This window comes from Pseudomonas sp. LPB0260 (genome assembly GCF_013388395.1).
In genome coordinates this window covers 1,340,561-1,365,301 of sequence record NZ_CP058247.1, presented here as the reverse complement: position 1 = coordinate 1,365,301, position 24,741 = coordinate 1,340,561, and the positions used below count along the sequence as shown (strand labels likewise).

General features: G+C 66.4%; 21 protein-coding genes. All 21 read left to right on the top strand.

Translation table 11 applies throughout. The features are described from left to right. Positions 1 to 32: 32 nt before the first annotated feature. The 21 genes from tssB to LPB260_RS05810 all read left to right on the top strand — a co-directional run bounded on the left by tssB (position 33) and on the right by LPB260_RS05810 (position 24,733). Complete coding sequence (gene tssB, locus LPB260_RS05910) at positions 33 to 539, top strand: type VI secretion system contractile sheath small subunit (RefSeq protein ID WP_208707782.1); 507 nt, start codon at positions 33 to 35, stop codon at positions 537 to 539. A gap of 25 nt (positions 540 to 564) precedes the next feature. Continuing rightward, the gene (gene tssC, locus LPB260_RS05905) at positions 565 to 2,040 is read left to right on the top strand and encodes a type VI secretion system contractile sheath large subunit (RefSeq protein WP_208707781.1); all 1,476 of its coding nucleotides are present in this window, start codon (positions 565 to 567) and stop codon (positions 2,038 to 2,040) included. A gap of 8 nt (positions 2,041 to 2,048) precedes the next feature. Then, on the top strand, positions 2,049 to 2,456 hold the full coding sequence (gene tssE / locus LPB260_RS05900; protein ID WP_208707780.1) for a type VI secretion system baseplate subunit TssE: 408 nt from the start codon (positions 2,049 to 2,051) through the stop codon (positions 2,454 to 2,456). Between the two features lie 12 nt (positions 2,457 to 2,468). Beyond that, positions 2,469 to 2,993: a PAAR domain-containing protein gene (locus LPB260_RS05895; RefSeq protein ID WP_208707779.1), complete on the top strand. Its 525-nt coding sequence runs from the start codon at positions 2,469 to 2,471 to the stop codon at positions 2,991 to 2,993. 11 nt (positions 2,994 to 3,004) lie between these two features. Continuing rightward, on the top strand, positions 3,005 to 3,973 hold the full coding sequence (locus LPB260_RS05890) for a DUF6402 family protein (protein WP_208707778.1): 969 nt from the start codon (positions 3,005 to 3,007) through the stop codon (positions 3,971 to 3,973). Positions 3,974 to 3,980: 7 nt separating this feature from the next. Continuing rightward, a complete protein-coding gene (locus tag LPB260_RS05885) occupies positions 3,981 to 4,370 on the top strand; it encodes a hypothetical protein (RefSeq protein ID WP_208707777.1) in 390 nt (129 codons plus the stop codon). A gap of 70 nt (positions 4,371 to 4,440) precedes the next feature. Further along, a complete protein-coding gene (gene tssF, locus LPB260_RS05880; RefSeq protein WP_208707776.1) occupies positions 4,441 to 6,234 on the top strand; it encodes a type VI secretion system baseplate subunit TssF in 1,794 nt (597 codons plus the stop codon). Next, positions 6,198 to 7,205, top strand: a complete 1,008-nt coding sequence (gene tssG, locus LPB260_RS05875; RefSeq protein WP_208707775.1) for a type VI secretion system baseplate subunit TssG — start codon at positions 6,198 to 6,200, stop codon at positions 7,203 to 7,205. The genes tssF and tssG overlap by 37 nt, the downstream gene beginning before the upstream one ends. A gap of 13 nt (positions 7,206 to 7,218) precedes the next feature. Then, positions 7,219 to 9,822: a type VI secretion system ATPase TssH gene (gene tssH / locus LPB260_RS05870; RefSeq protein ID WP_208707774.1), complete on the top strand. Its 2,604-nt coding sequence runs from the start codon at positions 7,219 to 7,221 to the stop codon at positions 9,820 to 9,822. A gap of 10 nt (positions 9,823 to 9,832) precedes the next feature. Continuing rightward, positions 9,833 to 11,344, top strand: coding sequence for a sigma 54-interacting transcriptional regulator (locus tag LPB260_RS05865; protein ID WP_208710069.1), 1,512 nt, complete (start codon positions 9,833 to 9,835; stop codon positions 11,342 to 11,344). 17 nt (positions 11,345 to 11,361) lie between these two features. Then, positions 11,362 to 13,461, top strand: a complete 2,100-nt coding sequence (locus tag LPB260_RS05860; RefSeq protein ID WP_208707773.1) for a type VI secretion system tip protein VgrG — start codon at positions 11,362 to 11,364, stop codon at positions 13,459 to 13,461. Further along, positions 13,458 to 14,348 (top strand): DUF4123 domain-containing protein, encoded by an 891-nt coding sequence (locus tag LPB260_RS05855; protein ID WP_208707772.1) that lies wholly within the window; start codon positions 13,458 to 13,460, stop codon positions 14,346 to 14,348. The genes LPB260_RS05860 and LPB260_RS05855 overlap by 4 nt, the downstream gene beginning before the upstream one ends. After that, the gene (locus LPB260_RS05850; protein WP_208707771.1) at positions 14,349 to 14,999 is read left to right on the top strand and encodes a DUF2931 family protein; all 651 of its coding nucleotides are present in this window, start codon (positions 14,349 to 14,351) and stop codon (positions 14,997 to 14,999) included. A gap of 4 nt (positions 15,000 to 15,003) precedes the next feature. Further along, positions 15,004 to 16,356 carry a DUF2235 domain-containing protein gene (locus tag LPB260_RS05845; protein ID WP_208707770.1) on the top strand — a complete coding sequence of 451 codons (1,353 nt, stop codon included), beginning with the start codon at positions 15,004 to 15,006 and terminating at the stop codon, positions 16,354 to 16,356. Positions 16,357 to 16,409: 53 nt separating this feature from the next. Then, positions 16,410 to 16,544 (top strand): type VI secretion protein, encoded by a 135-nt coding sequence (locus tag LPB260_RS05840; RefSeq protein ID WP_208707769.1) that lies wholly within the window; start codon positions 16,410 to 16,412, stop codon positions 16,542 to 16,544. 19 nt (positions 16,545 to 16,563) lie between these two features. Then, entirely contained in the window at positions 16,564 to 17,760 is a 1,197-nt protein-coding gene (gene tagH / locus LPB260_RS05835; RefSeq protein ID WP_208707768.1) for a type VI secretion system-associated FHA domain protein TagH, read from the top strand. Positions 17,761 to 17,765: 5 nt separating this feature from the next. Further along, positions 17,766 to 18,245 carry a type VI secretion system lipoprotein TssJ gene (tssJ, locus tag LPB260_RS05830; protein WP_208707767.1) on the top strand — a complete coding sequence of 160 codons (480 nt, stop codon included), beginning with the start codon at positions 17,766 to 17,768 and terminating at the stop codon, positions 18,243 to 18,245. 3 nt (positions 18,246 to 18,248) lie between these two features. Beyond that, positions 18,249 to 19,580 (top strand): type VI secretion system baseplate subunit TssK, encoded by a 1,332-nt coding sequence (gene tssK, locus LPB260_RS05825; protein ID WP_208707766.1) that lies wholly within the window; start codon positions 18,249 to 18,251, stop codon positions 19,578 to 19,580. Position 19,581: 1 nt separating this feature from the next. After that, positions 19,582 to 20,463 carry a type IVB secretion system protein IcmH/DotU gene (gene icmH / locus LPB260_RS05820; protein WP_208707765.1) on the top strand — a complete coding sequence of 294 codons (882 nt, stop codon included), beginning with the start codon at positions 19,582 to 19,584 and terminating at the stop codon, positions 20,461 to 20,463. Continuing rightward, complete coding sequence (gene tssM, locus LPB260_RS05815) at positions 20,460 to 23,999, top strand: type VI secretion system membrane subunit TssM (protein ID WP_208707764.1); 3,540 nt, start codon at positions 20,460 to 20,462, stop codon at positions 23,997 to 23,999. The genes icmH and tssM overlap by 4 nt, the downstream gene beginning before the upstream one ends. After that, positions 23,999 to 24,733, top strand: a complete 735-nt coding sequence (locus tag LPB260_RS05810) for a PP2C family serine/threonine-protein phosphatase (RefSeq protein WP_208707763.1) — start codon at positions 23,999 to 24,001, stop codon at positions 24,731 to 24,733. Before tssM ends, LPB260_RS05810 begins: the two co-directional genes overlap by 1 nt. Positions 24,734 to 24,741: the final 8 nt, after the last annotated feature.

Sequence of the window (24,741 nt, the reverse complement as noted above, 5' to 3'; positions counted from 1 at the left end):
CCCACGGGCCATAACCGCAACGGAGAATGACCATGGCCAAAGAAGGCTCGGTAGCCCCCAAGGAACGCATCAACGTCACCTTCAAGCCCGCCACCGGCGGCGCCCAGGAAGAGATCGAACTGCCACTGAAGCTGATGGTGCTCGGTGATTTCACCCAGCGCGCCGACGAACGCAAGATCGAGGATCGCAAGCCGATCAGCATCGACAAGAACAGCTTCGACGAGGTGCTGGCCAAGCAGGAGCTCAACCTGACCTTCGGCGTCGCCAACCGCCTGCAGGACGAGCCGAGCGACGACGAGCTGGCCGTGCAGTTGCGCATCAACTCGATGAAGGACTTCAACCCCGCCAACCTGGTCGAACAGGTGCCCGAGCTGAAGAAGCTGATGGAGCTGCGCGACGCCCTGGTCGCCCTGAAGGGCCCGCTGGGCAACGCCCCGGCCTTCCGCAAAGCCATCGAGAGCGTGCTCGCCGACGACGACTCGCGCGACCGCGTGCTCGGCGAACTCGGCCTGGCCGCCCAAGCCACCCTGGACTCCTGATTTCCACAGACAAGGACGCTGACCAATGAGCACTAGCGCAGCACTAGAGAGCGGCCACAGCGCCGCGGACCTCGGCATTCTCGACCGCATCATCGCCGAGACCAAGCTGACCCCCGACGACGAGGCCTACGACATCGCCAAGCGCGGCGTATCGGCCTTCATCGAAGAACTGCTCAAGCCGCACAACGAGCACGAGCCGGTGAAGAAGGCCATGGTCGACCGCATGATCGCCCAGATCGACGCCAAGCTCAGCCGGCAGATGGACGAGATCCTCCACCACCCGCAGTTCCAGGCCCTGGAATCCTCCTGGCGCGGCCTCAAGCTGCTGGTGGATCGCACCAACTTCCGCGAGAACATCAAGCTGGAGATCCTCAACGCCTCCAAGCAGGACCTGCTCGATGACTTCGAAGACAGCCCGGAGGTCGTCCAGTCCGGCCTGTACAAGCACATCTACACCGCCGAGTACGGCCAGTTCGGCGGCCAGCCGGTCGGCGCCCTGATCGCCAACTACTTCTTCGACCCGAGCGCCCCGGACATCAAGACCCTGCAGTACGTGGCCAGCGTCGCCACCATGTCCCACGCGCCGTTCATCGCCGCCGCCGGGCCGAAGTTCTTCGGCCTGGAAAGCTTCACCGGCCTGCCGGACCTCAAGGACCTCAAGGACCACTTCGAAGGCCCGCAGTTCGCCAAGTGGCAGAGCTTCCGCGAGCAGGAAGACGCCCGCTACGTCGGCCTCACCGTGCCGCGCTTCCTGCTGCGCAACCCCTACGACCCGGAAGACAACCCGGTGAAGAGCTTCGTCTACAAGGAAAACGTCGCCGGCAGCCATGAGCACTACTTGTGGGGCAACACCGCCTACACCTTCGCCAGCCGCCTGACCGACAGCTTCGCCAAGTTCCGCTGGTGCCCGAACATCATCGGCCCGCAGAGCGGCGGCGCGGTGGAAGACCTGCCGCTGCACCACTTCGAGAGCATGGGCGAAATCGAGACCAAGATCCCCACCGAAGTGCTGGTCTCCGACCGCCGCGAATACGAACTGGCCGAGGAAGGCTTCATCGCCCTGACCATGCGCAAGGGCAGCGACAACGCCGCGTTCTTCTCCGCCAACTCGGCGCAGAAACCGAAGTTCTTCGGCATCAGCGAGGAAGGCAAGACCGCCGAACTGAACTACAAGCTCGGCACCCAGCTGCCGTACCTGTTCATCGTCAACCGCCTGGCCCACTACCTCAAGGTGCTGCAGCGCGAGCAGATCGGCGCCTGGAAGGAGCGCACCGACCTGGAACTGGAACTCAACAAGTGGATCCGCCAGTTCGTCGCCGACCAGGAAAACCCCAGCTCCGAAGTACGTAGCCGCCGCCCACTGCGCGCCGCCCAGGTGATCGTCAGCGACGTCGAAGGCGAGCCGGGCTGGTACCGCGTCAGCCTCAACGTGCGCCCGCACTTCAAGTACATGGGTGCCGACTTCACCCTGTCGCTGGTCGGCAAGCTGGACAAGGAATAAGCATCCTTATGGCCGGGTACGGAAGCCTGTTCGAACGCCTCGGTGGCGAGGCCGGCCAGCGCGCCGGCTGGGACCGCGAGGTCGCCGCCATGGCATCGGTGGCTGCCCACCTGGCCAAGATGCTCAGCACCCGGGCGGGCAGCGTGCAGACGCTGCCCGACTACGGGTTGCCCGATTTGAACGATATGCGCCTGTCGCTGCACGACTCGCTGCAGCAGGCGCGTATCGCCATCGAACGCTTCATCGAGGCGTACGAACCGCGTTTGCGTCAGGTGCGGGTGATCTCCCTGCCGCGCAGCCACGACCCGCTGAGCCTGTCCTTTTCCATCGAGGGCCTGCTGCAGGTCGACGGCATCAAACGCCAGGTCAGTTTCTCCGCGCGCCTGGATGGCAGCGGACAAGTGAACGTCCATTGAGGAGCGACAAGGATGTCCGGTAAACCCGCCGCCCGCTTGAACGACCCCACCGCCTGCCCGATTCCCGGTCACGGCAACAACCCGATCGCCGCCGGCTCCCCCGACGTGCTGTTCGACGGCCTGCCCGCCGCCCGCCAAGGCGACCCCTCGGCCTGCGGCGGCGCCTTGGCCAGCGCGGTGATTCCCACCGTGCTGATCAACGGCAAGCCGGCGACCACCATCGGCACCGTGGGCAGTCATGGCAATGTGGTGACGGCGGGTTCCGGGACTGTGCTGATTGGCACCAGTGGGGGGGGGGCAGCTTTTACCGCGCCAGCGCCAGTGGTAATGGCTGGTGTCTTTAATGAGCATTTCGTTTTGCGCGACGCTAGCAGCGGGCAGCCACTAACCGGTCACGCCTATCGTCTTGAAACCGACTCAGGGAAGGTGATTCACGGCGTAACAGACGAGCAAGGCAAAACTCAGCTGATCTCAGCCGGAAAAGCCGAAGGCGTAACCCTGACTCTGGAGCCGCAAACAGCTCTGGTGATCGCTTAATGAGCCAGCCGATGACCACTACCCTGTCCAAGCTGACCCCTGCAAGCCAAGTGGCAGGCAAGGAAACTCCTGTAGAGACCTTCAAGATCACCGACATCCCTCTTGCAATGGATACGTTGGGTTGGAAAGAAGGCGCCCGCGTAATGCGTAAATGGTTCACTGGTCCTGCTTATGAGCTGCCCAAGGACGTGAAACGCGGCAGCGTCTCACCCAGCAACCTGGCCCCCGCTCAACTGCTCACCGACCTTCCTTTCGACTGGCTGTTCAGCAGCTCGACTAGGGTTCAGCGCCATGTCGAGGAACTGATCTCCGAGCTGAGCAATGTCACCGAATTCAACGCCACGGTAGGACGTTTAAAGACACCACTCGACCAGCTTTCCAAAGGGTTGATCGTATTAATGACTCGCTTGCAGCGCATCGGCCATCTCGACGGGAAGGCTCGCACGTTGAAGAACGCGTACGAGGACTTCAGCGGTCTCTCCGCAATTCAGCTGGAAGACACCTCTCAGTTCAACCTAATCCGCATCGGCGCAAGCACTTGGGAAAAGGCTACCGACGACCTTGACGACGTATACGGCGCATTGGGCAGTTTCGCCATAAAGATTGCCGCCACCAAATTTCGCACAATGGCTAACGATCACGGATTCCCTGCTATTGAGATTGAGGAAATCGGCCTGTACGTCCGAGATACCTATGACTTCCTAAATGTCGATGGCGATCAGCTACTGGGCTATTGGAATAAGAAAGCTGTCATCCGACCTGGCCCCATCGATTACTTGGCTGAGCCGGACTACATCGACAAAGCCGACGATCGATACTTCAAGGTTACCAATGGCAGCTTCAACAGTTATCGAAAGAAATGGAACAAAGGCGGCGACTTCCTCATTTTTTCGACCGTCAAACGCTACCCCGTGTCCATCGTCGTACACCTAAACGATGTCGACTTTGATGAATTCAAAGCGCGTGCCTCGAGCATCTGAGAACCCCATGCCCAGCAGACTTCGGAACAAGATTGTTTTGCTTATTGCGGCAGTGGTTATGCTGGTGCCGTTGGCCATCTGGTTGTACGTAAAGACCAACCTCAGCCGAAACACCGAGCCCTATGCAACGACTTGGAGCGAATCCCGCGCCTGCTATATCAACGCCTACATTCCAAAATTCTCCTCTCTGGGTGTACCCGGGAAACTCATCAAGCTCTTTAGCAGTGACGCCTACTTCCGGGTGTACCGCAAGGATGGAACGCTGCTGAAGAGTTCTGAATGGCTGCTTTGGCAACGCGAATTCGCCGACAGCGAAAGCGAGAAGTGGGTGAACGGAAACGCCATCTACCCTACCGACGACGGTTATGCAGGCTGGTCTCTGCGAGAGTGCGGTTGACTAAGTGTTATTTCGCAACCGAACGCTAGAAGAACAGGCCATACGGCTCTAGAAAATCAGGGATTGATCAGTGTCTTTCAACCATTACTACCAGAGCGAACTCACCGCCCTGCGCCAACTGGGCAAGCGCTTTGCCGAGCGTAGCCCGGCGTTGGCGCCGTTTCTCGGGCAGAGCGGGCGCGACCCGGATGTCGAGCGCCTGCTGGAGGGCTTCGCCTTTCTCACCGGGCGCCTGCGGCAGAAGCTCGACGACGAGCTGCCGGAGCTGACCCACTCGCTGATGCACCTGCTGTGGCCGAACTACATGCGTCCGCTGCCGGCCTTCAGCATGCTCCAGTTCGACCCGCTCAAGCGCCCCGGTCCGGCCCTGCCGGTGCCGCGCCATACGCCGGTGGAGTCCAGGCCGATCCAGGGCGTGACCTGCCGCTTTCGCACCGCCTTCGCCACCGAGGTGCTGCCGCTGGCGCTCAACGGCCTGGATTATTCGGTCAAGGGCGACGGCGCGCTGCTCAGCCTGCGCCTGGGCATGAGCGCCGACGGCCACCTCGGTGAGCTCAACCTCAAGCAGCTGCGCCTGCACCTGGCCGGCGAGCGCTATATCAGTCAGCTGCTCTACCTCGGCCTGCTGCGCCATCTGAGCGGCATCCAGCTGGTGCTGCTCGGCGCCGACGGCCAGGCCCTGGTCAAGGACACGGGCGGCCAGGCGGTGGCCAACCTGCGCCTGGGCGCCGAACAGTTGCAGCCGGTGGGTTTCGACGAAGATCAGGCGCTGATCCCCTATCCGCTGAACACCTTCCGTGGCTACCGCTACCTGCAGGAATACTTCGCCTTCCAGGACAAGTTCCTGTTCGTCGACCTCAAGGGCCTGGATGCGCTCAAGCGCCTGCCCGCGGAGCTGCTCGAGCAGGCCCGCGGCCTGGAACTGCGCTTCGACATCGTCAAGGCCGGGGTGCAGCGCATTCGCCCGACCCTGGACAACGTGCGCCTGTACTGCACGCCGGTGGTCAACCTGTTCGCCCACGACGCCATCCCGATCCGCCTGGACGGCAAGCAGGACCAGTACCTGCTGCTGCCGGCCGAGTTCGATTCGCAGCACTGCGGGGTGTTCTCGGTGGACCGGGTCACCGGCTGGAAACCCGGCGGCCAGGGCTACGAGGAATACGTGCCGTTCGAGTCCTTCGAGCACGACCCGAGCTTCGACGTGCCCCTGGCGCGGCCGCACTACAGCGTGCGCCAGCAGCCGTCGCTGCTCGGCGACGGCCTGGAAACCTACCTGAGCTTCGGCCTGCGCAACCTCGACCAGCACGAGACGCTGTCGATCGAGCTGACCTGCACCAACCAGAACCTGCCCCGGCAACTGGGCCTGGGCGATATCTGCATGCCCAGCGAGGACACCCCGGAGTTCCTGACCTTCCGCAATATCAGCGCGGTGACGCCCAGCTACGCGCCGCCGCTGCACCGCGACTTCCTCTGGAAACTGATCAGCAACATGTCGCTGAACTACCTGTCGCTGGCCAACGTCGAGGCGCTCAAGGTGATCCTCGAGACCTACGACCTGCCGCGCTACTACGACCAGCACGCCGAAAAGGTCAGCAAACGCCTGCTCGGCGGTCTGCAAGGCATCCGCCACCAGCACGTCGACCGCCTGCACCGCGGACTGCCGGTGCGCGGGGTGCGCACCGAGCTGACGATGAACCCCGAAGGCTACGTGGGCGAGGGCGACCTGTTCCTCTTCGCCTCGGTGCTCAATGAATTTTTCGCCCTCTACGCCAGCCTCAACTCGTACCACGAGCTGCGCGTGCAGAGCACACAGGGAGAGGTGTACCAATGGACGCCGCGCATGGGGCAACAGCCCCTGCTCTAAGCCGCTTGAGTCGGGGCATCCGCGAGTACAGCCTGTTCCAGGGTGTGCAGCTGGTGCTGGATCGCCTGCGGGCCGCCCATCCCCAGCTGGATGACGAGGCCCTGCAGCAGCGCCTGGAATTCCAGGCCAATCCCAGCCTGGGCTTTCCCGGCAGCGATATCGATCGCGTGCAGTTCTTCGAGGAGCACGGCGAGCTGCGCGCGCGCCTGCGCATCAACCTGGTCAGCCTGTTCGGTGCCGGCTCACCGCTGCCGGCCTTCTATGGCGAGCAGGCCCTGGGCGACAGCGAAGACGGCAACCCGACGCGCGACTTCCTCGACCTGTTCAACAACCGCCTGCAGCGCCTGCTGCTGCCGATCTGGCAGAAGTACCGCTACCACGCGCGATTCCACAGCGGCGCCCTGGACCCCTTCTCCGAGCAGCTGTTCGCCCTGATCGGCCTGGGTGGCGCGCAGATTCGCGCCGCCACCGAACTGAACTGGAAGCGCCTGCTGCCCTACCTCGGCCTGCTCAGCCTGCGCGCCCATTCGGCGGCGCTGATCGAGTCGGTGCTGCGCTACTACTTCAAGCACGCCGAGTTGCATATCGAGCAATGCCTGGAGCGCCAGGTGGAGATCCTCGGCGAGCAACGCAACCGCCTCGGCCTGGCCAACAGCCAACTGGGCGAGAGCCTGGTGCTGGGCGAGTTCGTGCGCGACCGCGGCGGCAAGTTCCGCATCCATATCCGCCAGCTCGGCTGGCAGCGCTTCCACGAATTCCTGCCGATCGGCAGCGGCTACCAACCCCTGTGCGCGCTGGTGCGCTTCACCCTGCGCGACCCGCTGGACTACGACATCCGCCTGGAGCTGCGCCAGGACGAGATCCGCGAACTGTGCATCGGCGCCGACAATCCCTGCCGCCTCGGCTGGACCAGCTGGCTCGGCCGTGACCGGGCCGACGGCCTGGTCACCCTCGGCAGCAAAGCTCACTAAGGACAGAGAGACAATGATCAACGTCGACTTGCAACAACTGGTACAGGCCCTGGACGCCGAGACCCGCCGCGACCTGGAGGCCGCCGCCGAGCGCTGCGTGATCCGCGGCGGCAGCAAGATCCTCGTCGAGGACCTGCTGCTCGGCCTGCTCGAGCGCCCCGATGGCCTGCTCGGACGGGCCCTGCAGGACGCCGAGGTGGACCCCGGCGAACTGGCCCGCGCCCTGCAACCACGCGGCGAGCACAGCGAGTCGCGCAACCCGGTGTTCTCCACCGAACTGGTGCAATGGCTGCAGGACGCCCTGCTGGTGGCCAGCCTGGAGCTCGGCCAGAGCCAGGTGGCGCAGGCCGCGCTGATCCTCGCCCTGCTGCGCAACCCGATGCGCTATGCCGGTAGCCACTATCAGCCGCTGCTGGCCAAGCTGAACGCCGAGCGGTTGCGCGACTTCGCCCTGGCCCAGCAGCCTGAAACCGGCGGCGCTAGGCCAGTCGCCGCGGGGGAGTCCAACCTCAAGCGCTTTACCCACAACTTCACCCAGCAGGCCCGCGACGGCAAGCTCGACCCGGTGCTGTGCCGCGACGCGGCGATCCGCCAGATGGTCGACATCCTCGCCCGCCGGCGCAAGAACAACCCGATCGTGGTCGGCGAAGCCGGCGTCGGCAAGACCGCCATCGTCGAGGGCCTGGCCCTGCGCATCGCCAGCGGCGAGGTGCCGGAGGCGCTCAGGGGCGTCGAACTGCTGTGCCTGGACCTCGGCCTGCTGCAGGCCGGCGCCAGCGTCAAGGGCGAGTTCGAGCGCCGCCTGCAAGGGGTGATCGACGAGGTCAAGGCTTCGCCCAAGCCGATCATCCTGTTCATCGACGAAGCCCACACCCTGATCGGCGCCGGTGGCCAGGCCGGCAGCGGCGACGCCGCCAACCTGCTCAAGCCGGCCCTTGCGCGCGGCGAGCTGCGCACCATCGCCGCCACCACCTGGAGCGAGTACAAGAAGTACTTCGAGAAGGACCCGGCCCTGGCCCGGCGCTTCCAGCCGGTGCAACTGCACGAGCCGACAGTCGCCGAGGCGCTGACCATTCTCCGTGGCCTGGCTCCGGTCTACGAGAAGAGCCACGGCATCTACCTGCGCGACGATGCGGTGGCCGCCGCCGCCGAACTGTCCGCCCGCTACCTGGCCGGTCGCCAGCTGCCGGACAAGGCGGTGGACGTGCTCGACACCGCCTGCGCCCGCGTGCGCATCAGCCTGGCCGCCGCGCCGGAGGCCCTGGAGCGCCTGCGCGGCGAGATCGCCGAAGGCCAGCGCCAGGACCAGGCCCTGCGCCGCGACCGCGACGCCGGCCTGGCGATCGACGCAGACGCCCTGGCCCAGTTGCAGACGCGCCTGGGCGAAGCGCGCGCCGAACTGGAGCAGCTGGAAACCCGCTGGGCCACGCAGCGTGCCCTCGCCGAGCGCCTGCTGGAACTGCGCCAGCTGTGTGCAACTGCGCGCCAGGGCTCCGGCAACGAGCAAGCCGACGCCGAACCGGCAGCCGACCTGCAGCAACTGGAAGCCGAGCTGTGCGAGACCCAGGCGCAGCTGGCCGCCGCCCAGGCCGCCGAGCGCCTGGTCAGCCATGAAGTCTGCCCGCGCCTGGTGGCCGAAGTGATCAGCCATTGGACCGGCGTGCCGCTGAGCCAACTGGCTCGCGAGCACAACAGCAAGGTGCTCAGCTTCGCCAGCGACCTGGCCCAACGGGTGCGCGGCCAGCCCCAGGCGATCGCAGCCCTGGACCGCGCCACGCGCGCCACCGCCGCCGGCCTGAACAAGCCCGACGCGCCGGTCGGGGTGTTCCTGCTGGTCGGCCCCAGCGGCGTCGGCAAGACCGAAACCGCCCTGGCCCTGGCCGACCTGCTGTACGGCGGCGAGCGCTTCCTCACCACCATCAACATGTCCGAGTTCCAGGAGAAGCACACGGTATCGCGGCTGATCGGCGCACCACCCGGCTACGTCGGCTACGGCGAGGGCGGCATGCTCACCGAGGCGGTGCGCCAGAAGCCGTACTCGGTGATCCTCCTCGACGAGGTGGAAAAGGCCGACCCGGACGTGATGAACGTCTTCTATCAGATCTTCGACAAGGGTGTGGCCAACGACGGCGAAGGGCGCGAGATCAACTTCCGCAACTGCCTGATCCTGATGACCAGCAACCTCGCCAGCGAGCGCATCGATGCCCTTTGCCAGGCCGGCCAGCGCCCGGCCAGCGAGGACCTGGAGCTGGCCATCCGCCCGACCCTGAGCCAGCACTTCAAGCCGGCGCTGCTGGCGCGCATGCGCGTGGTGCCCTACTACCCGGTGGGCGGAGAGGTGCTGAACGAGCTGGTCACCCTCAAGCTGGCGCGTTTCGGCGAGCGCCTGGCGCGCCGCCAGCTGCACTTCAGCCACTGCCCGGCCCTGGTGACGCACCTGGCCGAGCGCTGCAGCCAGGGCGACAGCGGCGCGCGTCTGATCGACCACCTGCTCGACCAGCACCTGCAGCCCCTGGTGGTCGACCGTCTGCTCGCCGCCATGGCCGGCGGCGAGGCGCTGCAGCGGGTACACGCCACCCTCGATGGCGAAGGAGCGCTGGTCTGTGAATTCGCCTGAACTGCCGCCGCTGTTTCATCAGGTCCCGCGGCCGCTGCACTTCGCCGAGGCCCTGCTGCAGCGCTACGCCGGGCTGGTGCGCACGGCCGATGTCGACAGCCTGCTCGGTGGCCTGGTCGAAGCGGCGGCACAGCTGGCCGACTGCCAACTGAGCCAGCTGTACCTGCTCGACAGCACCCACACGCGCCTGACCCTGTGCGCCGAATGGCTGGACGGCCTGCTGCAGCCACGCCAGGCCGACAGCCTGCCGAGCGACTACGACGGCGAACAGCTGCTGCAGTTCTGCCTGTGCCAGAACCAGGTGCTCAGCCTCGCCGAGCTGGACGCCAGCCTGCACCAGAGCGGCTTTCTGCCGGATGCCGCACGGCCCTGGCGCAGCCTGCTGTGCCTGCCGCTGCTGGACGAGCGCAAGCGCGTCAGCGGCCTGCTGCTGTGCGCCGACCACGCCCCCCGCGAGCTGCTCGGGTTCGCCGGCGCCCTGGGCCAGCTCGGCGCCTTCGCGATCGCCCAGCTGCACCTGCTGCAACGCCTGCGCGCGCCCAGCGGCGACAAGCCGCCGGTCGCCCAGCCCAGCCCCTGTGCCAGCGGCTATGGCCTGATCGGCGACAGCCCGCGCATGCGCGACGTCTATCGGCTGATCGGCAAGGTGCTGCACAACCCGGTCAGCGTGCTGCTGACCGGCGAGACCGGCACCGGCAAGGAACTGGTGGCCCGCGCCATCCACGACTGCGGCCTGCGCCGCAGCAAGGCCTTTATCGTGCAGAACTGCGCCTCGCTGCCGGAGAACCTGCTGGAAAGCGAGCTGTTCGGCTACCGCAAGGGCGCCTTCACCGGTGCCGAACGGGACCGCAAGGGCCTGTTCGATGCGGCCGATGGCGGCACCCTTTTCCTCGACGAGATCGGAGACATGCCCCTGAGCCTGCAGGCCAAGCTGCTGCGCGTGCTGCAGGAGGGTGAGGTACGCCCGCTGGGCTCGACCTCGACGCACAAGGTCGACGTGCGCATCGTCGCCGCCACCCACCGCGACCTGCGCAGCCAGGTCGAGCAGGGGCGCTTCCGCGAGGACCTGTTCTATCGGCTGTCGCACTTCCCCATCGAGCTGCCGCCGCTGCGCGAGCGCGACGAAGACATCCTGCGCCTGGCCCGGCATTTCGCCGACAAGGCCAGCGCCTTCCTCCAGCGCGACCCGTGCCGCTGGTCCGACGCCGCCCTGGCGCAACTGGCCAGCTACGCCTTTCCCGGCAACGTGCGCGAGCTCAAGGGCCTGGTCGAGCGCGCCGTGCTGCTGTGCGAAGGCGGCGAACTGCTGCCCGAGCACTTCAACCTGCAGCACGACAGCCAGGCCGACGACGCCTGCATGAACCTGCGCGAACGCCTGGAGCGGGTCGAGCGCAACCTGCTGCTCGACTGCCTGCGCAAGAACCGCGGCAACCAGAGCCAGGCCGCCCGCGAACTGGGCCTGCCACGGCGCACCCTGCTGTACCGCATGGACCGGCTGAGCATCAGCCCGGCGGACGTATAAGGCTCAAGGAGACGAGCATGTTCAATGCAGCCAACCAGACCCACTTCAGCCTCAACCTCGGCGGTGCCGAGCACGACCTGCAGGTGCTCGCGTTCAGCGGCCGCGAGGCGCTCAACCAGCCCTTCGAGTTCGAGCTGGAGCTGGTCAGCGAGCGCCCCGATCTCGACCTGGAAAGCCTGCTGCACCAGCCGGCCTTCCTCGCCTTCGCGCCGGGCGGCGGCATTCACGGGCTGGTCTACCGCGTCGCCCAGGGCGACTCCGGCCAGCGTCTGACCCGCTACCACCTCAGCCTGCGCCCGCAACTGGCGTACCTGGCCCACCGCCTCAACCAGCGCATCTTCCAGCACCTGCCGGTCGCGAAGATCATCGGCCAGGTGCTCGAGGAGCACGGCATCCAGGCCAATGCCTACCGCTTCCAGCTCGGCTCGGCCTATCCCGAGCGCGAGTACTGCGTGCAGTACGACGAGAGCGACCTGCACTTCATCCAGCGCCTGTGCGAGGAAGAGGGCATCCACTACCACTTCCAGCACAGCGCCGACGGCCATGTGCTGGTGTTCGGCGACGACCAGACGGTGTTCCCTCGGCTGGCGCCTACCGCCTACCAGCAGGACAGCGGCCTGGTGGCCGACGAGCCGGTGATCAAGCGTTTCGGCCTGCGCCTGGAAACCCGCAGCAGCCGGGTCGGCCGCCGCGACTACGACTTCGAGAAGCCGCGCCTGCTGATGGAGGCCGCCTTCACCAGCGAGTTCAGCCCGGACCTGGAGGACTACGACTACCCCGGTCGTTTCGTCGAGCGCGAGCGCGGCAAGCACCTGAGCAGACGCGCCCTGGAACGCCACCGCCATGACTACGAACTGGCCCGGGGCGAAAGCGACCAGCCGCTGCTGGTCAGCGGCCACTTCCTCGACCTCAGCGGCCATCCGCGCGCGGACTGGAACCAGCTGTGGCTGCTCACCGAGATCGAGCACGAGGGCAAGCAGCCCCAGGTGCTGGAAGAGTCGGTGACCAGCGACGTCGAATCCGCTGACGGCTTTACCCAGGGCTACCGCAACCGCTTCAGCGCCACGCCCTGGGACGTGGCCTTCCGCCCGCCCCTGCGCCATCCCAAGCCCCAGGTGCTGGGCAGCCAGAGCGCCGTGGTCACCGGCCCTGCGGGCGAGGAGATCCACTGCGACCAGTACGGCCGGGTCAAGGTGCAGTTCCACTGGGACCGCGAGGGCCAGGCCGACGACAAGACCAGCTGCTGGCTACGGGTGTCGAGCAGCTGGGCCGGCGACCGCTACGGCGGCATCGCCATCCCCCGTGTCGGCATGGAAGTGCTGGTGACCTTCCTCGAAGGCGACCCCGACCAGCCGCTGGTCACCGGCTGCCTGTACCACAAGGAACACGTGGTGCCCTACGACCTGCCGGCGAACAAGACCCGCAGCCTGTTCAAGACCCTCAGCTCTCCCGGCGGTGGCGGCTATAACGAGCTGCGTATCGAGGACCGCAAGGGCGCCGAGCAGATCTACGTCCACGCCCAGCGCGACTGGGACGAGAACATCGAGCACGACCAGAAGATCCGCGTCGGCCACCAGCGCCACGACAGCGTCGAAGCCAACAGCCACAGCGAGTTCAAGGCCGAGGAACACCGCACCACCCACCTCGACCGCAAGGTCGAGGCCCGCAGCGACGACCACCTGACGGTCGGCCAGAAGCAGCACGTGAAGGTCGGCAGCGGCCAGTACGTCGAGGCCGGCAGCGAGATCCACTACTACGCCGGCAGCAAGGTGGTGATCGACGCCGGCATGGAACTCACCGCGGCCGGCGGCGGCAGCTTCCTCAAGCTCGATCCCGGCGGCGTCACCCTGAGCGGCGCCAATATCAAGATGAACTCCGGCGGCAGCCCGGGCACAGGCTCGGGCATCAAGATCAAGCCGCCGCTCATCCCCAATGCGGCGGATCAGGACAAGGCCGGCGAGCGCACCCAGCAGGCCCTGCTCAACAGCGTGCCGCCCGCGCCGAAGCGCACCAGCCTGAACCCACTGCGCCTGATCTCCGCCGCCGAGCAGGCCGTGCCCTTCTGCAAGGAATGCGCGGAAAAGCGCGCCCAGGCAATGGCAGGTAGTGCGTCATGAAGTCGTTTCAGGACTGGCTGACCGACTGGCAGCAACGCGCGGCTGACGAACAGCAGGTGGTCTACGCCCTGCTCGACGGCGCCCAGGACGCCAAGCTGCTGCAGCACATCTGGACCGCGCACCCCGACCCGCAGGCGGAGAGCCTGTTCCTGCACACCCCACGCGCCGAACTGAGCGAACAGGGCCCCTGGCTGCTGCATCTGGATGGAGAACCGGCACCGTGGCAGGAGTTGCTGGCCCAACTGGAACAGCGCCCGCTGGGCATCCTGGTCGCCAGCCCGGCCCCGCTGGCCGAACTGGCCGAGCACCTGCGCCATCTGCTCGACGCTCGCCTGGCCGATGGCGAGCTGGCGCTGATGCGCTACTACGACCCGCAGGTGATGGCCGGCCTGCAAGACCCTGCCTGCGCCTACTGGCGCGCCCAGGCCATCCGCGCCGGCGAAGCTTGGGCCGCCTGGCTGCCGCTGGAGGCTCGCGACTGCCACCTGCAAGGCCCCGCCCGCGACGCCGCGCCGCTGCCCTTGGCACCCGCCGAAATCGCCATAGACGCGGACATGCAACAGGCCCTGGCCCGCGCCAGTGCGATTCCGCGCCTGCTCGGCCAACTGCACCAGCACTACCCCGAGCCCCTGGCGCAGTGGACAGCCCAGGATCAATACCAGTGGGCCGCGCAGTTGGATAAGCGCCTGCAACAGCACGGCATCAGCGACCGCCAGGACCGGCTGTTTCTCGCCGTGCTGGCGCTCGAGCAAGGTGAGCAACTTTGGTTGGAGCCTCAGATACAAGCGGCACTGGAGCGTAAGCAATCAACCCCAGATATCGCGTTGAGCGAACTACTGCTGGCCTGCCCCCCGACAGTGCAAACAGACCTTAAAGAGCAAATCTAGATGAGCATATTGAGAATCAACTTCAAATTGACAGGCGTGCTACTTGCACTCTTTTCGCTTATTTCGAATACCGGATGCGCCAGCAAGAGCCCAGCAAGTGACGTGGACCAAGCTCAATACAATATACAGATAGGTTCTAGCGCGCCGATCCATGGGCAGGCTCTTACGCTCCGAAACGGAGCCCAGGTATTTCACAGCCCAGTTGGCGGTGGTGCCCTGTCCGGCGGCTGGGAAAATCCAGAAACACTGGAGGAAACCTTTGACGGAACGCGCATCGCACTGTCTGGCAAAAACATAGTTCCAAGGACAGCACAAGCGAATTGGTTTTCGTATCAGACACAGAAGTACTACACAGCGCAAATTGCGCTATCACCTGACCTGCCCGACCTTATCAAGGCCCACGCAAAAGCCTTTGGAGAGAACACTACTGAACCTGCATTAATATTCGTTCTCGGCCCCAGGGGTGAAATGAAATCGGCTCTAAAGTCGTCCTGTTCCTACAGATACGTTTGCGGGAGAAATGAAAAAGTCACCGTTATTGGATATGGAACTGGGGAGGAAACAGCCGGCGATCCCAAGGTATACCTCAAGGGCACTATAAAAAGAATAAAAAAAGGAAGAATACAACCAATACCCGGGATCGAGCAATAACACTATGGACATCCTAAAAGCCTACGAAACGAGTAAAAAAATCTCTGCCGGGATAGATAACGGCTCGCTTTGCTGCGAAATACCGCAAATAGTCATTGGCGTATTCTTTGACGGCACTGGAAATAACAAAGACAACGACCGCGGTAGCTCAACCAGAGCTATGACAAATATCGCAAAACTCTCCGATATCTATGATGAAATCCCCAGCAACCATCAATACAGGATATATATTGAAGGCATCGGAACGGTTAACGATGGTGACGATAGCGTTGTTGGCCTTGCTTTTGCGATGGGTGCAACAGGTGGTGAAGCAAGACTGCATAGCGCCCGCAAGCAGTTGCACGAATTAATCGAAAAAATACCGGAGCACCCTGGCGAAATTGTTTTCGATGTCTTCGGCTTTAGTCGAGGCGCCGCTCTGGCTCGCCATTTCGTCAATATGATCAATCATGGCCTGCCTGATTTTAACGGCAAGAAAGAAACCGTTTCGCTGTGGGACGTCCAGCTCAACCCCAATCTATTGATGGCTCGCAAGCCATATAGCCAACACCGGGGCAGCGGCAAAGGTCCAACGCGGCGCGTGGTGGATATGTACCCGCGCAGCACGGTCAGAGCCCGGGTGCGCTTCGTCGGCCTGTACGACAGCGTCGGCTCCTTCTACTGGCCGGGCAACGATGATGAGGGCAACTTCAACCTCAACCTGAAGGCCGAGTCCGCCCAGTACGTCTACCACCTGGTCGCCGGCCAGGAGGTGCGCGAGAAGTTCCCGCTGACCTCGGTGAAGAATGGCCCCTCGGCACCCGCGCATTTCGTCGAACTGACGGGCGTGGGCGTGCATTCGGATATCGGCGGCGGCTATGCCGACCCCGCCCGCGACCCGGCGAATATCGAGCGCGTGGTTCGCGAGCGCTACAGCCTCAGCGGCTTCGAGCCCAAGGAGCGGGCGCAGAAGCATGCGGTCATCGCCCATGCCCGCGCCAAGGCTGACGCCAATGGCTGGACGTGCGAGGTGCGCGGCAACACCGTCTACCTGGTCGAAGAGCGCCATACCCGCCCGCAACTGGCGCACTTGGGCCTGCACCGCATGCATCGGGAGGCGCTGTCGCGCCAGGTTCCCTTCGACGAACTGCCTGACAACGAGCTGCATCGCATTCCCGACGACCTCAAGCCCTATGCCGAGCAGTCCTTCGACCCGGCGGGGCATGCCCGTGCCTTGGCGGCGATCGAGGCGCTCGATCCGCCCTATATCCACACCTCGGCCTTCCGCTACCCGCTGGGTGTCGAGCAGCTGCCGCACACCCCGGAAAAGTCCGGCACGCGGCGCATCTTCCCCAACCTGCCGGAGAAGGCCAGCTGATGCCGCGCCTGCCATCCGCCCCGCCCCCATTCGAACCGCAAGGAGCCCCTTCGATGTTGCACCGCACCTACTCCTCCGCCCTGCTCGCCCTGGCCCTGTGTCTGGCCGGCTGCAGCGGCAACTACAAGTACAGCGACGACGCCTACCGCCCCCTGGGCGATCCGCAAGCCGAAACTCGCGGCAACTGACCGCCAGGAGCAAAACACCATGGAACTGGTCTTCGATGTGGTCAGTGCACAGCAGTTCGTGCCAGGTCTAATGACCACCAAAACCTTTAAGCAGGCCGGCGGCATTATCGGCCGGGCGCAGGACTGCGACTGGGTGATCCCCGATCGCAAGCGTGTGCTGTCCGGGCGGCATGCCGAGGTGAGCTACCGCGACGGCGCCTTCTACCTGACCGACACCAGCAGCAACGGCGTGCAGCTCAAGGACAGCGGCGCCAGCCTGCGCAAGGGCGAGCCGCAGCGCGTCGAGCATGGCAGCGTGTACTGCCTCGGCGACTTCGAGATCCGCGCGCGGCTGATCCGCGACCCGGCGCTGTTCGAGGGCGATATCGGTCGGCCGCAGCCGGCCGGCAGCATCATCCCCGACGATGCCTTCCTCGACCTCGACCCGCTCACCGCCCTGGAGCAGCAGGAGCGGGTGTACGCCGAGGTCGACGACCTCACCGCGATCATCCGCCCGCGTTCGGTGCCGGTGCAGCAGCGCGACTACGCGCAGATCGACGAGGAGAACCTGCGGGTGCCGGAACTGGTGATGCCCACCCCGGCGCCGCAGCCCAAGCCCGCCCCCGAGCCGCAGCGCCTGCCGCCGAGCTTCTGGGAGAAGTTCGGCGAGGCCCTGGGGGTGCGCCTCGACGACCTCGACGACGACGCCCGCGAAGCCCTGGCGCTGAACGCCGCCAAGCTGCTCAAGCAGAGCGTCGGCAGCCTGCAGCAGAGCCTGCGCACCCGCAGCGAGCTGAAGAACGAGATGCGCCTGGCCCTGACCACGGTGCAGAGCGCCGGCAACAACCCGCTCAAGCACAGCGGCGATGCCGGCGAGGCGCTAAGCGCCCTGCTGCGTGGCGGCAAGGCCGGCCAGCTGCCGGCCGAACAGGCGATCAACCGCGGCTTCCGCGACCTGCAGGCGCACCAGGTGGCGCTGCTGGCGGCCAGCCGCGCGGCGGTCAAGGGCCTGTTCGAGCAGCTGTCGCCGGAGCAGCTGGCGCTGCGTTTCGAGCGCGAGGGGCGCAAGCCGCTGATCGCCACCGCCGGCAGCCGCTGGCGGGCCTACCGGCGCCTGCACGGCGCGCTGCAACAGAACGACGACTGGAGCGAACGCCTGTTCGCCCGTGATTTCGCCCAGGCCTACGAAGAACAGGTGCGCCTGATCGCCACCCTCAACACCGACGCTCAAGGATGATCCCCATGTTCCGCTTACCCCTTTTCGCCCTGCTCGCCAGCCTGCTGGCCCTGGCCGGCTGCTCGGCGCTGTCGCCCTACTCGAAGATGACCAAGCTCGACCTCGAGCTCAGCGGCAGCGAGCAGCTCAACCCGGACCTCAATGGCCGGCCCTCGCCCATCGTCCTGCGCCTGATCGAGCTCAAGCACCCGGTGGCCTTCGAGAACGCCGACTTCTTCTCCCTCTACCAGCGGCCGAAGAAGGCCCTGGCACCGGACCTGGTGACCCAGGAAGAGCTTGAGTTGCGGCCGGGCGAAACCCGCCGTCTGAGGCTCTCCGTACAGGACGGCAGCCGCTACGTCGGCGTGCTCGCCGCCTACCGTGACCTGCCGGAAACCAGCTGGCGCTACGTCATCCCGCTGCAGGCGCAGGCGCGCAACCAGATCGCCCTGACCCTGGATGCCCAGGGCATCCAGGCGCTCGACGACAACCAGGACGAGGACTGAGCCATGACCATGCACAAGGTGGTCTGGCAGGAAGGCATGCTGCTGCGCCCGCAGCACTTCCAGCAGAGCGACCGTTACTACGAGCACCAGCTCAAGACCCGCACGCAGAAGCTGGCCAGCTACGCCTGGGGCTTCTTCGAGCTGGAGATCGACCGCCAGTTCCTCAACATGGGCAAGCTGGTGGTGAGCAAGGCCAGTGGCGTGCTGCCCGATGGCAGCCTGTTCGACATCGGCGCCGAGCGCGAGCCGCTGGCCCTGGACGTGCCGCCGAATACCGGCAATACCCCGGTGTACCTGGCCCTGCCGCTGGTCACCGGCAACCATATCGAGAGCCGCCGCCCCGAGCAGCAGGACGTGCTGGCGCGCTACACCGCCTTCGACGAGGAAGTGGCCGACTCCAACGCCGGCGACAGCGCCTCCAGCCAGGTCAGCTGCGGCCGTCCGGACTTCCGCCTGCTGCTCGGCGAGCAGCAGAGCGACCAGGCCTACGTCAAGCTGCAGCTGTGCGAGGTGCTGGACACCACCCCGGACGGGGTCATCAGCCTCGACCCGGAGTTCATCCCCACCTACGTCAATTTCCAGGCCTCCGGCTACCTGCTGTCCTGCCTCAAGGAGGTGATCAGCATGCTCGGCCACCGCGGCGACATCCTCGCCGAGCGCATCCGCGCCACCGGCAAGGTCGGCGGCGCCGAGGTCGGCGACTTCATGATGCTGCAGCTGATCAACCGCTTCGAACCGGTGCTGCGCCACTACCTGGGCATCGAGCAGGTGCACCCGGAACAGATCTACCGCGAGCTGCTGGGCCTGCTCGGCGAACTCGCGACCTTCTCCAGCGAGACCAAGCGCCCGCGCCTGGACAGCCGCTACCAGCACAGCGACCAGGGCTTGAGCTTCCGCAAGCTGATGGACGCGATCCGCCAGGTGCTGTCGATGGTGCTGGAGCAGCATGCCATCGAGCTGCTGCTGCAGCAGCGCCAGTACGGCATCCAGGTGTCGCCGCTGCACGACCACAAGCTGCTCGGCACCTCCGCCTTCGTCCTCGCCGCCAGCGCCCAGTGCGATTCGGAGGAGCTGCGCCAGCGCCTGCCGGCGCACCTGAAGATCGGTCCGGTGGAGCGCATCCGCCAGCTGGTCAACCTGCACCTGCCGGGGATCAAGGTCAAACCGCTGCCGGTGGCGCCACGGCAGATTCCCTTCCACTCCGGCAAGACCTACTTCGCCTTGGAGCTCGGCTCCGAGGACCTGGCGCAGCTGGAAAGCTCCGGCGGCTTCGCCTTCCACGTGTCCGGCGAGTTCTCCGGGCTTGAGCTGAAATTCTGGGCGATCAGGAACTGATATGACGACCAAGGACATGGAATACGGCCAGGACGACAAGACCGTCATCCTCAACCGCCAGGGCGACGCCCCGGCGCACAGCCCGCTGACCGACTTCGCCGCGGCGCCGAAATTCGAGCAACTGGAGGAGCGGATGATCTACGCCGCGCGCCTGCGCCCGGCGGAGAGCTTCAACATCAGCCTCAACCCGCTGGTGGCCGCGGCCTCCGCGCTGCTCTCGGAGGTGGTGCGGCTCAAGCACAGCTTCGACAGCGAGGACCTGCACAGCCTGCACCAGCGCCTGTCCGGCGCGATCAAGCTGTTCGAGCACCGCGCCCTGCACGACGGCGCCGAGAGCAGCCAGGTGATGGCCGCGCGCTACGTGCTGTGCACCGTGGTCGACGAGGCGGTGGTGACCACCCCCTGGGGCAACGAGAGCGAATGGTCGCAGATGAGCCTGCTGTCCTCCTTCCACAACGAGACCTTCGGTGGCGAGAAGTTCTTCCAACTGCTCGAGCGCCTGTCGCGCAACCCGGTCAAGCACCTGCCGATGCTCGAGCTGATGTACCTGTGCCTGTCGCTCGGCTTCGAAGGCAAGTACCGCGTGCTGCCACGCGGCATGCTCGAGCTGGAGGCGGTGCGCGACAGCCTGTACCGGCAGATCCGCCAGATGCGCGGCGACGTGCCGCGGGAGATCTCGCCGCACTGGCAGGGCCTCAAGGACACCCGCCGGCGCCTGGTGCGCATCGTCCCCTGGTGGCTGGTGGCGCTGCTGACCCTGGTCAGCCTCGGGGTGATCTATGGCGGTTTCGCCTGGGTCCTGGGCGAGCAGCGCGCGACCGTTCTGCAGCCGTACGAGCAACTCGACCCGTCCGCGGGTGCACTCATGGATGATCTGAAATGAAGAGCTTTTTCGGCAAGTTAGCCGCATTTTTCCGCAAGACCTGGGTCTGGAGCCTGTGCCTGGTGCTGCTCCTGGCCCTGCTGGTGTGGTTCGTCGGTCCGCTGCTGGCGGTCGACGACTACAAGTTCTGGGAACCCGCCACCAGCCGCCTGCTGAGCATCAGCGCGCTGTTCCTGCTGTGGGGCCTGGCCATGGTCTTCGCCAGCTGGAAGGCCACGGCGCGCAAGAAGGCCGCGCAAGACGACGCCGACGCCCAGGAGCGCCTGCGCCGCGAGGGCCTGATCGACGAAGAGCAGCTCGAGCTGCGCAACCGCTTCAATGACGCCCTGCGCACCCTCAAGCGCTCCAGCCTGTACCGCGGGCGCAGCGAGAAATGGCGCAACGAGCTGCCCTGGTACCTGCTGCTCGGCCCCCAGGGCAGCGGCAAGACCAGCCTGCTGGACTTCTCCGGCCTGGACTTCCCGCTCAACCGCGGCGACAACCAGCGCCTGACCAAGGATGTGTCCGGCACCCGCTACGCCGACTGGTACTTCGCCGACCACGCGGTGCTGATCGACACCTGCGGCCGTTACCTGAGCCAGCCCGACCCGCTGGTCGACGGGCGCGCCTGGGACTTCCTGCTCGGCCTGCTGCGCAAACGCCGCGCGCGGCCACTGAATGGCGTGCTGGTGAATATCCCGGTCGAGCAGCTGCAGGGCGGCAGCGAAGTCGAGCTGGAGAACCTGGCGCGGCAGACCCGCCAGCGCCTGCACGAGATCCACCAGCGCCTGGGCGCCAGCGTGCCGGTCTACCTGGTGCTGAGCAAGGCCGACAAGGTGCTGGGCTTCGACGAGTTCTTCGACCAGCTGTCGCGCGAGGAAAGCGAACAGGTGCTCGGCGCCAGCTTCCGCAAGGAACAGGACGCCACCGACGTCACCGTGGTGCGCCAGGAATTCGAGGAACTATTGCGTCGCCTCAACAGCCAGGTGATCCTGCGCATGCATCAAGAGCGCGACACCCAGCGCCGCGGCCGTATCCTCGACTTCCCGCACCAGCTCGGGCAGATCGGCGAGCGCCTGTGCCTGTTCATCGAGCTGGCCTTCAGCGGCAACCGCTACCAGCGCGCCAGCCAGTTGCGCGGCTTCTACCTGACCAGCGCCCCGCAGCTCGGCGACCAGCTCGACCCGAGCACCAGCGGCATCGGCCGCAACCTCGGCCTGGCCAGCAGCGCCCTGCCGACCTTCCGCAGCGGCCGCGCGCGCTTCATCCACCAGCTGCTCGACCGGGTGATCTTCCCCGAGGCCGAGCTGGCCGGCCTGGACCAGAAGGAGGTGCGGCGCATCGACTGGGGCCAGCGCGCCATGTACGCCGGCGCCTTCGCCGTGCTCGCGCTGTTCGGCGCCCTCTGGGCGAGCGGCTTCTCGAGCAACCACGGGCGCCTGGAGCAGCTGCGCGAGATCGCCCAGCAGCTAACCCGCCAGCATGATGCGGTGGCCGCCCAGGACGACGCCCTGCGCACCCTCGAGGCGCTGGACAGCAGCTATGCCGCCACCCGCGTGTTCCCGCCGGTCGACCAGCTGTCCTACCTGCAGCGCGGCGGCCTGTACCAGGGCGAGGCGCTCGCACCGACCCTGCAGCGCGCCTACCGCGGCGAACTGGAGAACCTGCTGCTGCCACGGGTCGCGCGCCAGCTGGAGGCGCAGATCCGCGCCAACCTCGGTGATCGAGAGCGTCTGCTCAACAGCCTGCGCGCCTACCTGATGCTCAACCTGGAAGAGCGTCGCGACGTGGCCTTCCTGCAGGAATGGCTGGCGGCCGACTGGTCGCTGCGCTACAGCGGCAACAGCGCCGCCCAGCGCGGCCTCAACCAGCACTTCGAGCGCCTGCTGGCCGAGCCCTTCGCGCCCTACGCGCTGAACGCACCGCTGGTGGCCCAGGCGCGCCAGGTGCTGCGCAGCGAGTCGCTGGCGGCGGTGGTCTACCGCATGCTCCGCGAGCAGGCGCGCAGCCTGCCGGACTACCGCCTGAGCCAGAAGCTCGGCCCCCAGGCCGGACTGTTCGTCGGCAGCGACTACGCCATCCCCGGCTTCTACACCCAGGCCGGCTACCAGAAACTGTTCGTCGCCCAGGGCGGCGACCTGGTGCGCGACATCCTGCGTGACAACTGGGTACTCGGCGAAGGCGACAGCCTGAGCAGCAACGACCTCGGCCGCCTGCTGGTGGAGATGGAGCAGCTGTACTTCCGCGACTACGCCAACTACTGGGGCGAGGCCCTGGCCCAGCTGAGCCTGGAGCCGATCGCCAGCGCCAACCAGGGCGCCCTGCAGCTGGCCGGCCTGACCGCCGCCAACTCGCCGCTGCTGCAACTGCTGGTGGAGGTGCGCGACAACACCCGCTTCAAGGGCCTGGCCGAGGCCGCCGATGACGCCGGCGCCGCCGCCGAGGCGTTGCAGGGCGCCAAGGGCAAGCTGGGCAAGGCCGCCAAGCTGGCCAGCGCCGCGGCGCAGCAGGCCCAGGCCGCCCTGGTCAAGAACCTGCCGGACACCGCGCGCAAGACCCTGGAACGGCGCTTCGAGCCGCTGCACCGCCTGCTCGACGACAACGGCGGTGCCGGCGCCGAACTGGCCGGCAGCCTGCAGGCGCTCGACGCCCTGCAGCTGCAACTGGCCGGCCTGGCCCACTCCAGCGCCCCGGAACAGGCCGCCTTCGAGCTGGCCAAGGCACGCATGAGCGGCCGCCGCGACGCCATCAACCAGCTGCGCGGCAGCGCCGCCCGGCTGCCCCAGCCGATCGGCAACTGGCTCGCTTTGCTCGCCGAGGACAGCTGGATGCTGGTGCTGGGCGACGCCTACCACTACCTCAACCAGCGCTACCAGAGCGAGCTGTACGCCGCCTACGACGGCGCGCTGAAGCAGCGCTACCCGTTCAGCGCGCACAGCGAGAGCGAGGTGGCGATCGCCGACTTCCGCGAGTTCTTCAAGGGCCAGGGCATCGCCCAGCGCTTCTTCGACGGCTACCTCAAGCCCTTCGTCAGCGGCAGCGCCGGCCAGTACCGCCTGCGCCAGGTCGATGGCCGCGGCCTGCCGCTGTCGCGCGAGTTCCTGCTGCAGATGAGCCACGCGCAGACCATCCGCCGCAGCTTCTTCGCCGAGGACCCGAACGAACCCAAGGTGCTGTTCAAGCTCGAGCCCTATTCGCTGGACTCCAGCCTCAGCCGCGCCGACTTCCGCTTCGGCAGCCAGCAACTGGAGTACCGCCACGGACCGATCGTGCAGACCGCCTTCCACTGGCCGGCCGAAGCCGACGAGGGCCGCACCAGCCTGGTGGTCGAGGAGCTCGGCGGGCGCCGCGTGGGCATCGAGAAGAACACCGGGCCCTGGTCGCTGTTCCGCCTGCTCGACCTGATGAAGGTCGACTACCACAGCGGCCGCGACGTGCTGATGCTCAAGGCCGACCTCGGCGGCCTGCGCGCCAACTACCTGCTGCACAGCCAGCGCTCGCCGAACCCCTTCGACCTCGGCCTGCTGCGCAGCTTCAAGCTGCCGGCGACGCTCTGATGCCGGCAGTCGCCGTGAGCACCTGGCGCAGCGCCGCGCGCACCGACACCGGCAAGGTCCGCGCGCGCAACGAGGACGCCTTCCTGGCCCTGCCGGAGCAGGGCCTGTGGGCGGTCGCCGACGGCATGGGCGGCCACCAGAACGGCGCCCTGGCCAGCCGCCTGATCGTCGAGCAGCTGGCCGAGCTGCCCGCCGAGGGCGGCCTGCAGCAGCGCCTGGGACGGCTGCGCCAGTGCCTGCACGGGCTCAACCGGCACCTCAGCCAGGCCCTCACGGTCACCGCCGAACGCCCGGACACGGTGATCGGCAGCACCGTGGTCGCGCTGCTGGTGGAGGGCGCACGCGCCGCCTGCATCTGGGCCGGCGACAGCCGCTGCTACCTGTGGCGCGGCGGCCGCCTGTATCAGCTCAGCCGCGACCACTCGCTGCGCCAGCAGCTGATCGACGAACAGGGCCTGGCGCCCCAGGAAGCCGCGCGGCATCCGGCGGCCCATGCCCTGACCCGCGCCATCGGCGCCAGCGAGACGTTGCAGCTGGACATCCTCGAGCTGGACGTGCTGCCCGGCGATGCCTTCCTGCTGTGCAGCGACGGCCTGTACCAGGGCCTGTCGGTCGACGAACTGAGCGCCGCCCTCAACCTGCCCTCGCCGCAACTGGCGATGAACCGGCTGTTCCAACAGGCCCTCGACGGCCCGGCGCGGGACAACCTGAGCGCCGTGGTGATTCGCCAATGAGGACCGAG

Excerpts from the sequence above, each read along its gene's own strand:
- tssJ (WP_208707767.1), top strand. The coding sequence starts at position 17,766 with ATGTTCCGCTTACCCCTTTTCGCCCTGCTCGCCAGCCTGCTGGCCCTG.
- tssH (WP_208707774.1), top strand. The coding sequence starts at position 7,219 with ATGATCAACGTCGACTTGCAACAACTGGTACAGGCCCTGGACGCCGAG.
- LPB260_RS05845 (WP_208707770.1), top strand. The coding sequence starts at position 15,004 with ATGGACATCCTAAAAGCCTACGAAACGAGTAAAAAAATCTCTGCCGGG.
- tssK (WP_208707766.1), top strand. The coding sequence starts at position 18,249 with ATGACCATGCACAAGGTGGTCTGGCAGGAAGGCATGCTGCTGCGCCCG.
- LPB260_RS05860 (WP_208707773.1), top strand. The coding sequence starts at position 11,362 with ATGTTCAATGCAGCCAACCAGACCCACTTCAGCCTCAACCTCGGCGGT.
- LPB260_RS05885 (WP_208707777.1), top strand. The coding sequence starts at position 3,981 with ATGCCCAGCAGACTTCGGAACAAGATTGTTTTGCTTATTGCGGCAGTG.
- LPB260_RS05855 (WP_208707772.1), top strand. The coding sequence starts at position 13,458 with ATGAAGTCGTTTCAGGACTGGCTGACCGACTGGCAGCAACGCGCGGCT.
- LPB260_RS05895 (WP_208707779.1), top strand. The coding sequence starts at position 2,469 with ATGTCCGGTAAACCCGCCGCCCGCTTGAACGACCCCACCGCCTGCCCG.
- LPB260_RS05840 (WP_208707769.1), top strand. The coding sequence starts at position 16,410 with ATGTTGCACCGCACCTACTCCTCCGCCCTGCTCGCCCTGGCCCTGTGT.
- LPB260_RS05890 (WP_208707778.1), top strand. The coding sequence starts at position 3,005 with ATGACCACTACCCTGTCCAAGCTGACCCCTGCAAGCCAAGTGGCAGGC.
- tssC (WP_208707781.1), top strand. The coding sequence starts at position 565 with ATGAGCACTAGCGCAGCACTAGAGAGCGGCCACAGCGCCGCGGACCTC.
- tssB (WP_208707782.1), top strand. The coding sequence starts at position 33 with ATGGCCAAAGAAGGCTCGGTAGCCCCCAAGGAACGCATCAACGTCACC.
- tagH (WP_208707768.1), top strand. The coding sequence starts at position 16,564 with ATGGAACTGGTCTTCGATGTGGTCAGTGCACAGCAGTTCGTGCCAGGT.
- icmH (WP_208707765.1), top strand. The coding sequence starts at position 19,582 with ATGACGACCAAGGACATGGAATACGGCCAGGACGACAAGACCGTCATC.
- LPB260_RS05850 (WP_208707771.1), top strand. The coding sequence starts at position 14,349 with ATGAGCATATTGAGAATCAACTTCAAATTGACAGGCGTGCTACTTGCA.
- tssM (WP_208707764.1), top strand. The coding sequence starts at position 20,460 with ATGAAGAGCTTTTTCGGCAAGTTAGCCGCATTTTTCCGCAAGACCTGG.
- LPB260_RS05810 (WP_208707763.1), top strand. The coding sequence starts at position 23,999 with ATGCCGGCAGTCGCCGTGAGCACCTGGCGCAGCGCCGCGCGCACCGAC.
- tssE (WP_208707780.1), top strand. The coding sequence starts at position 2,049 with ATGGCCGGGTACGGAAGCCTGTTCGAACGCCTCGGTGGCGAGGCCGGC.
- tssG (WP_208707775.1), top strand. The coding sequence starts at position 6,198 with ATGGACGCCGCGCATGGGGCAACAGCCCCTGCTCTAAGCCGCTTGAGT.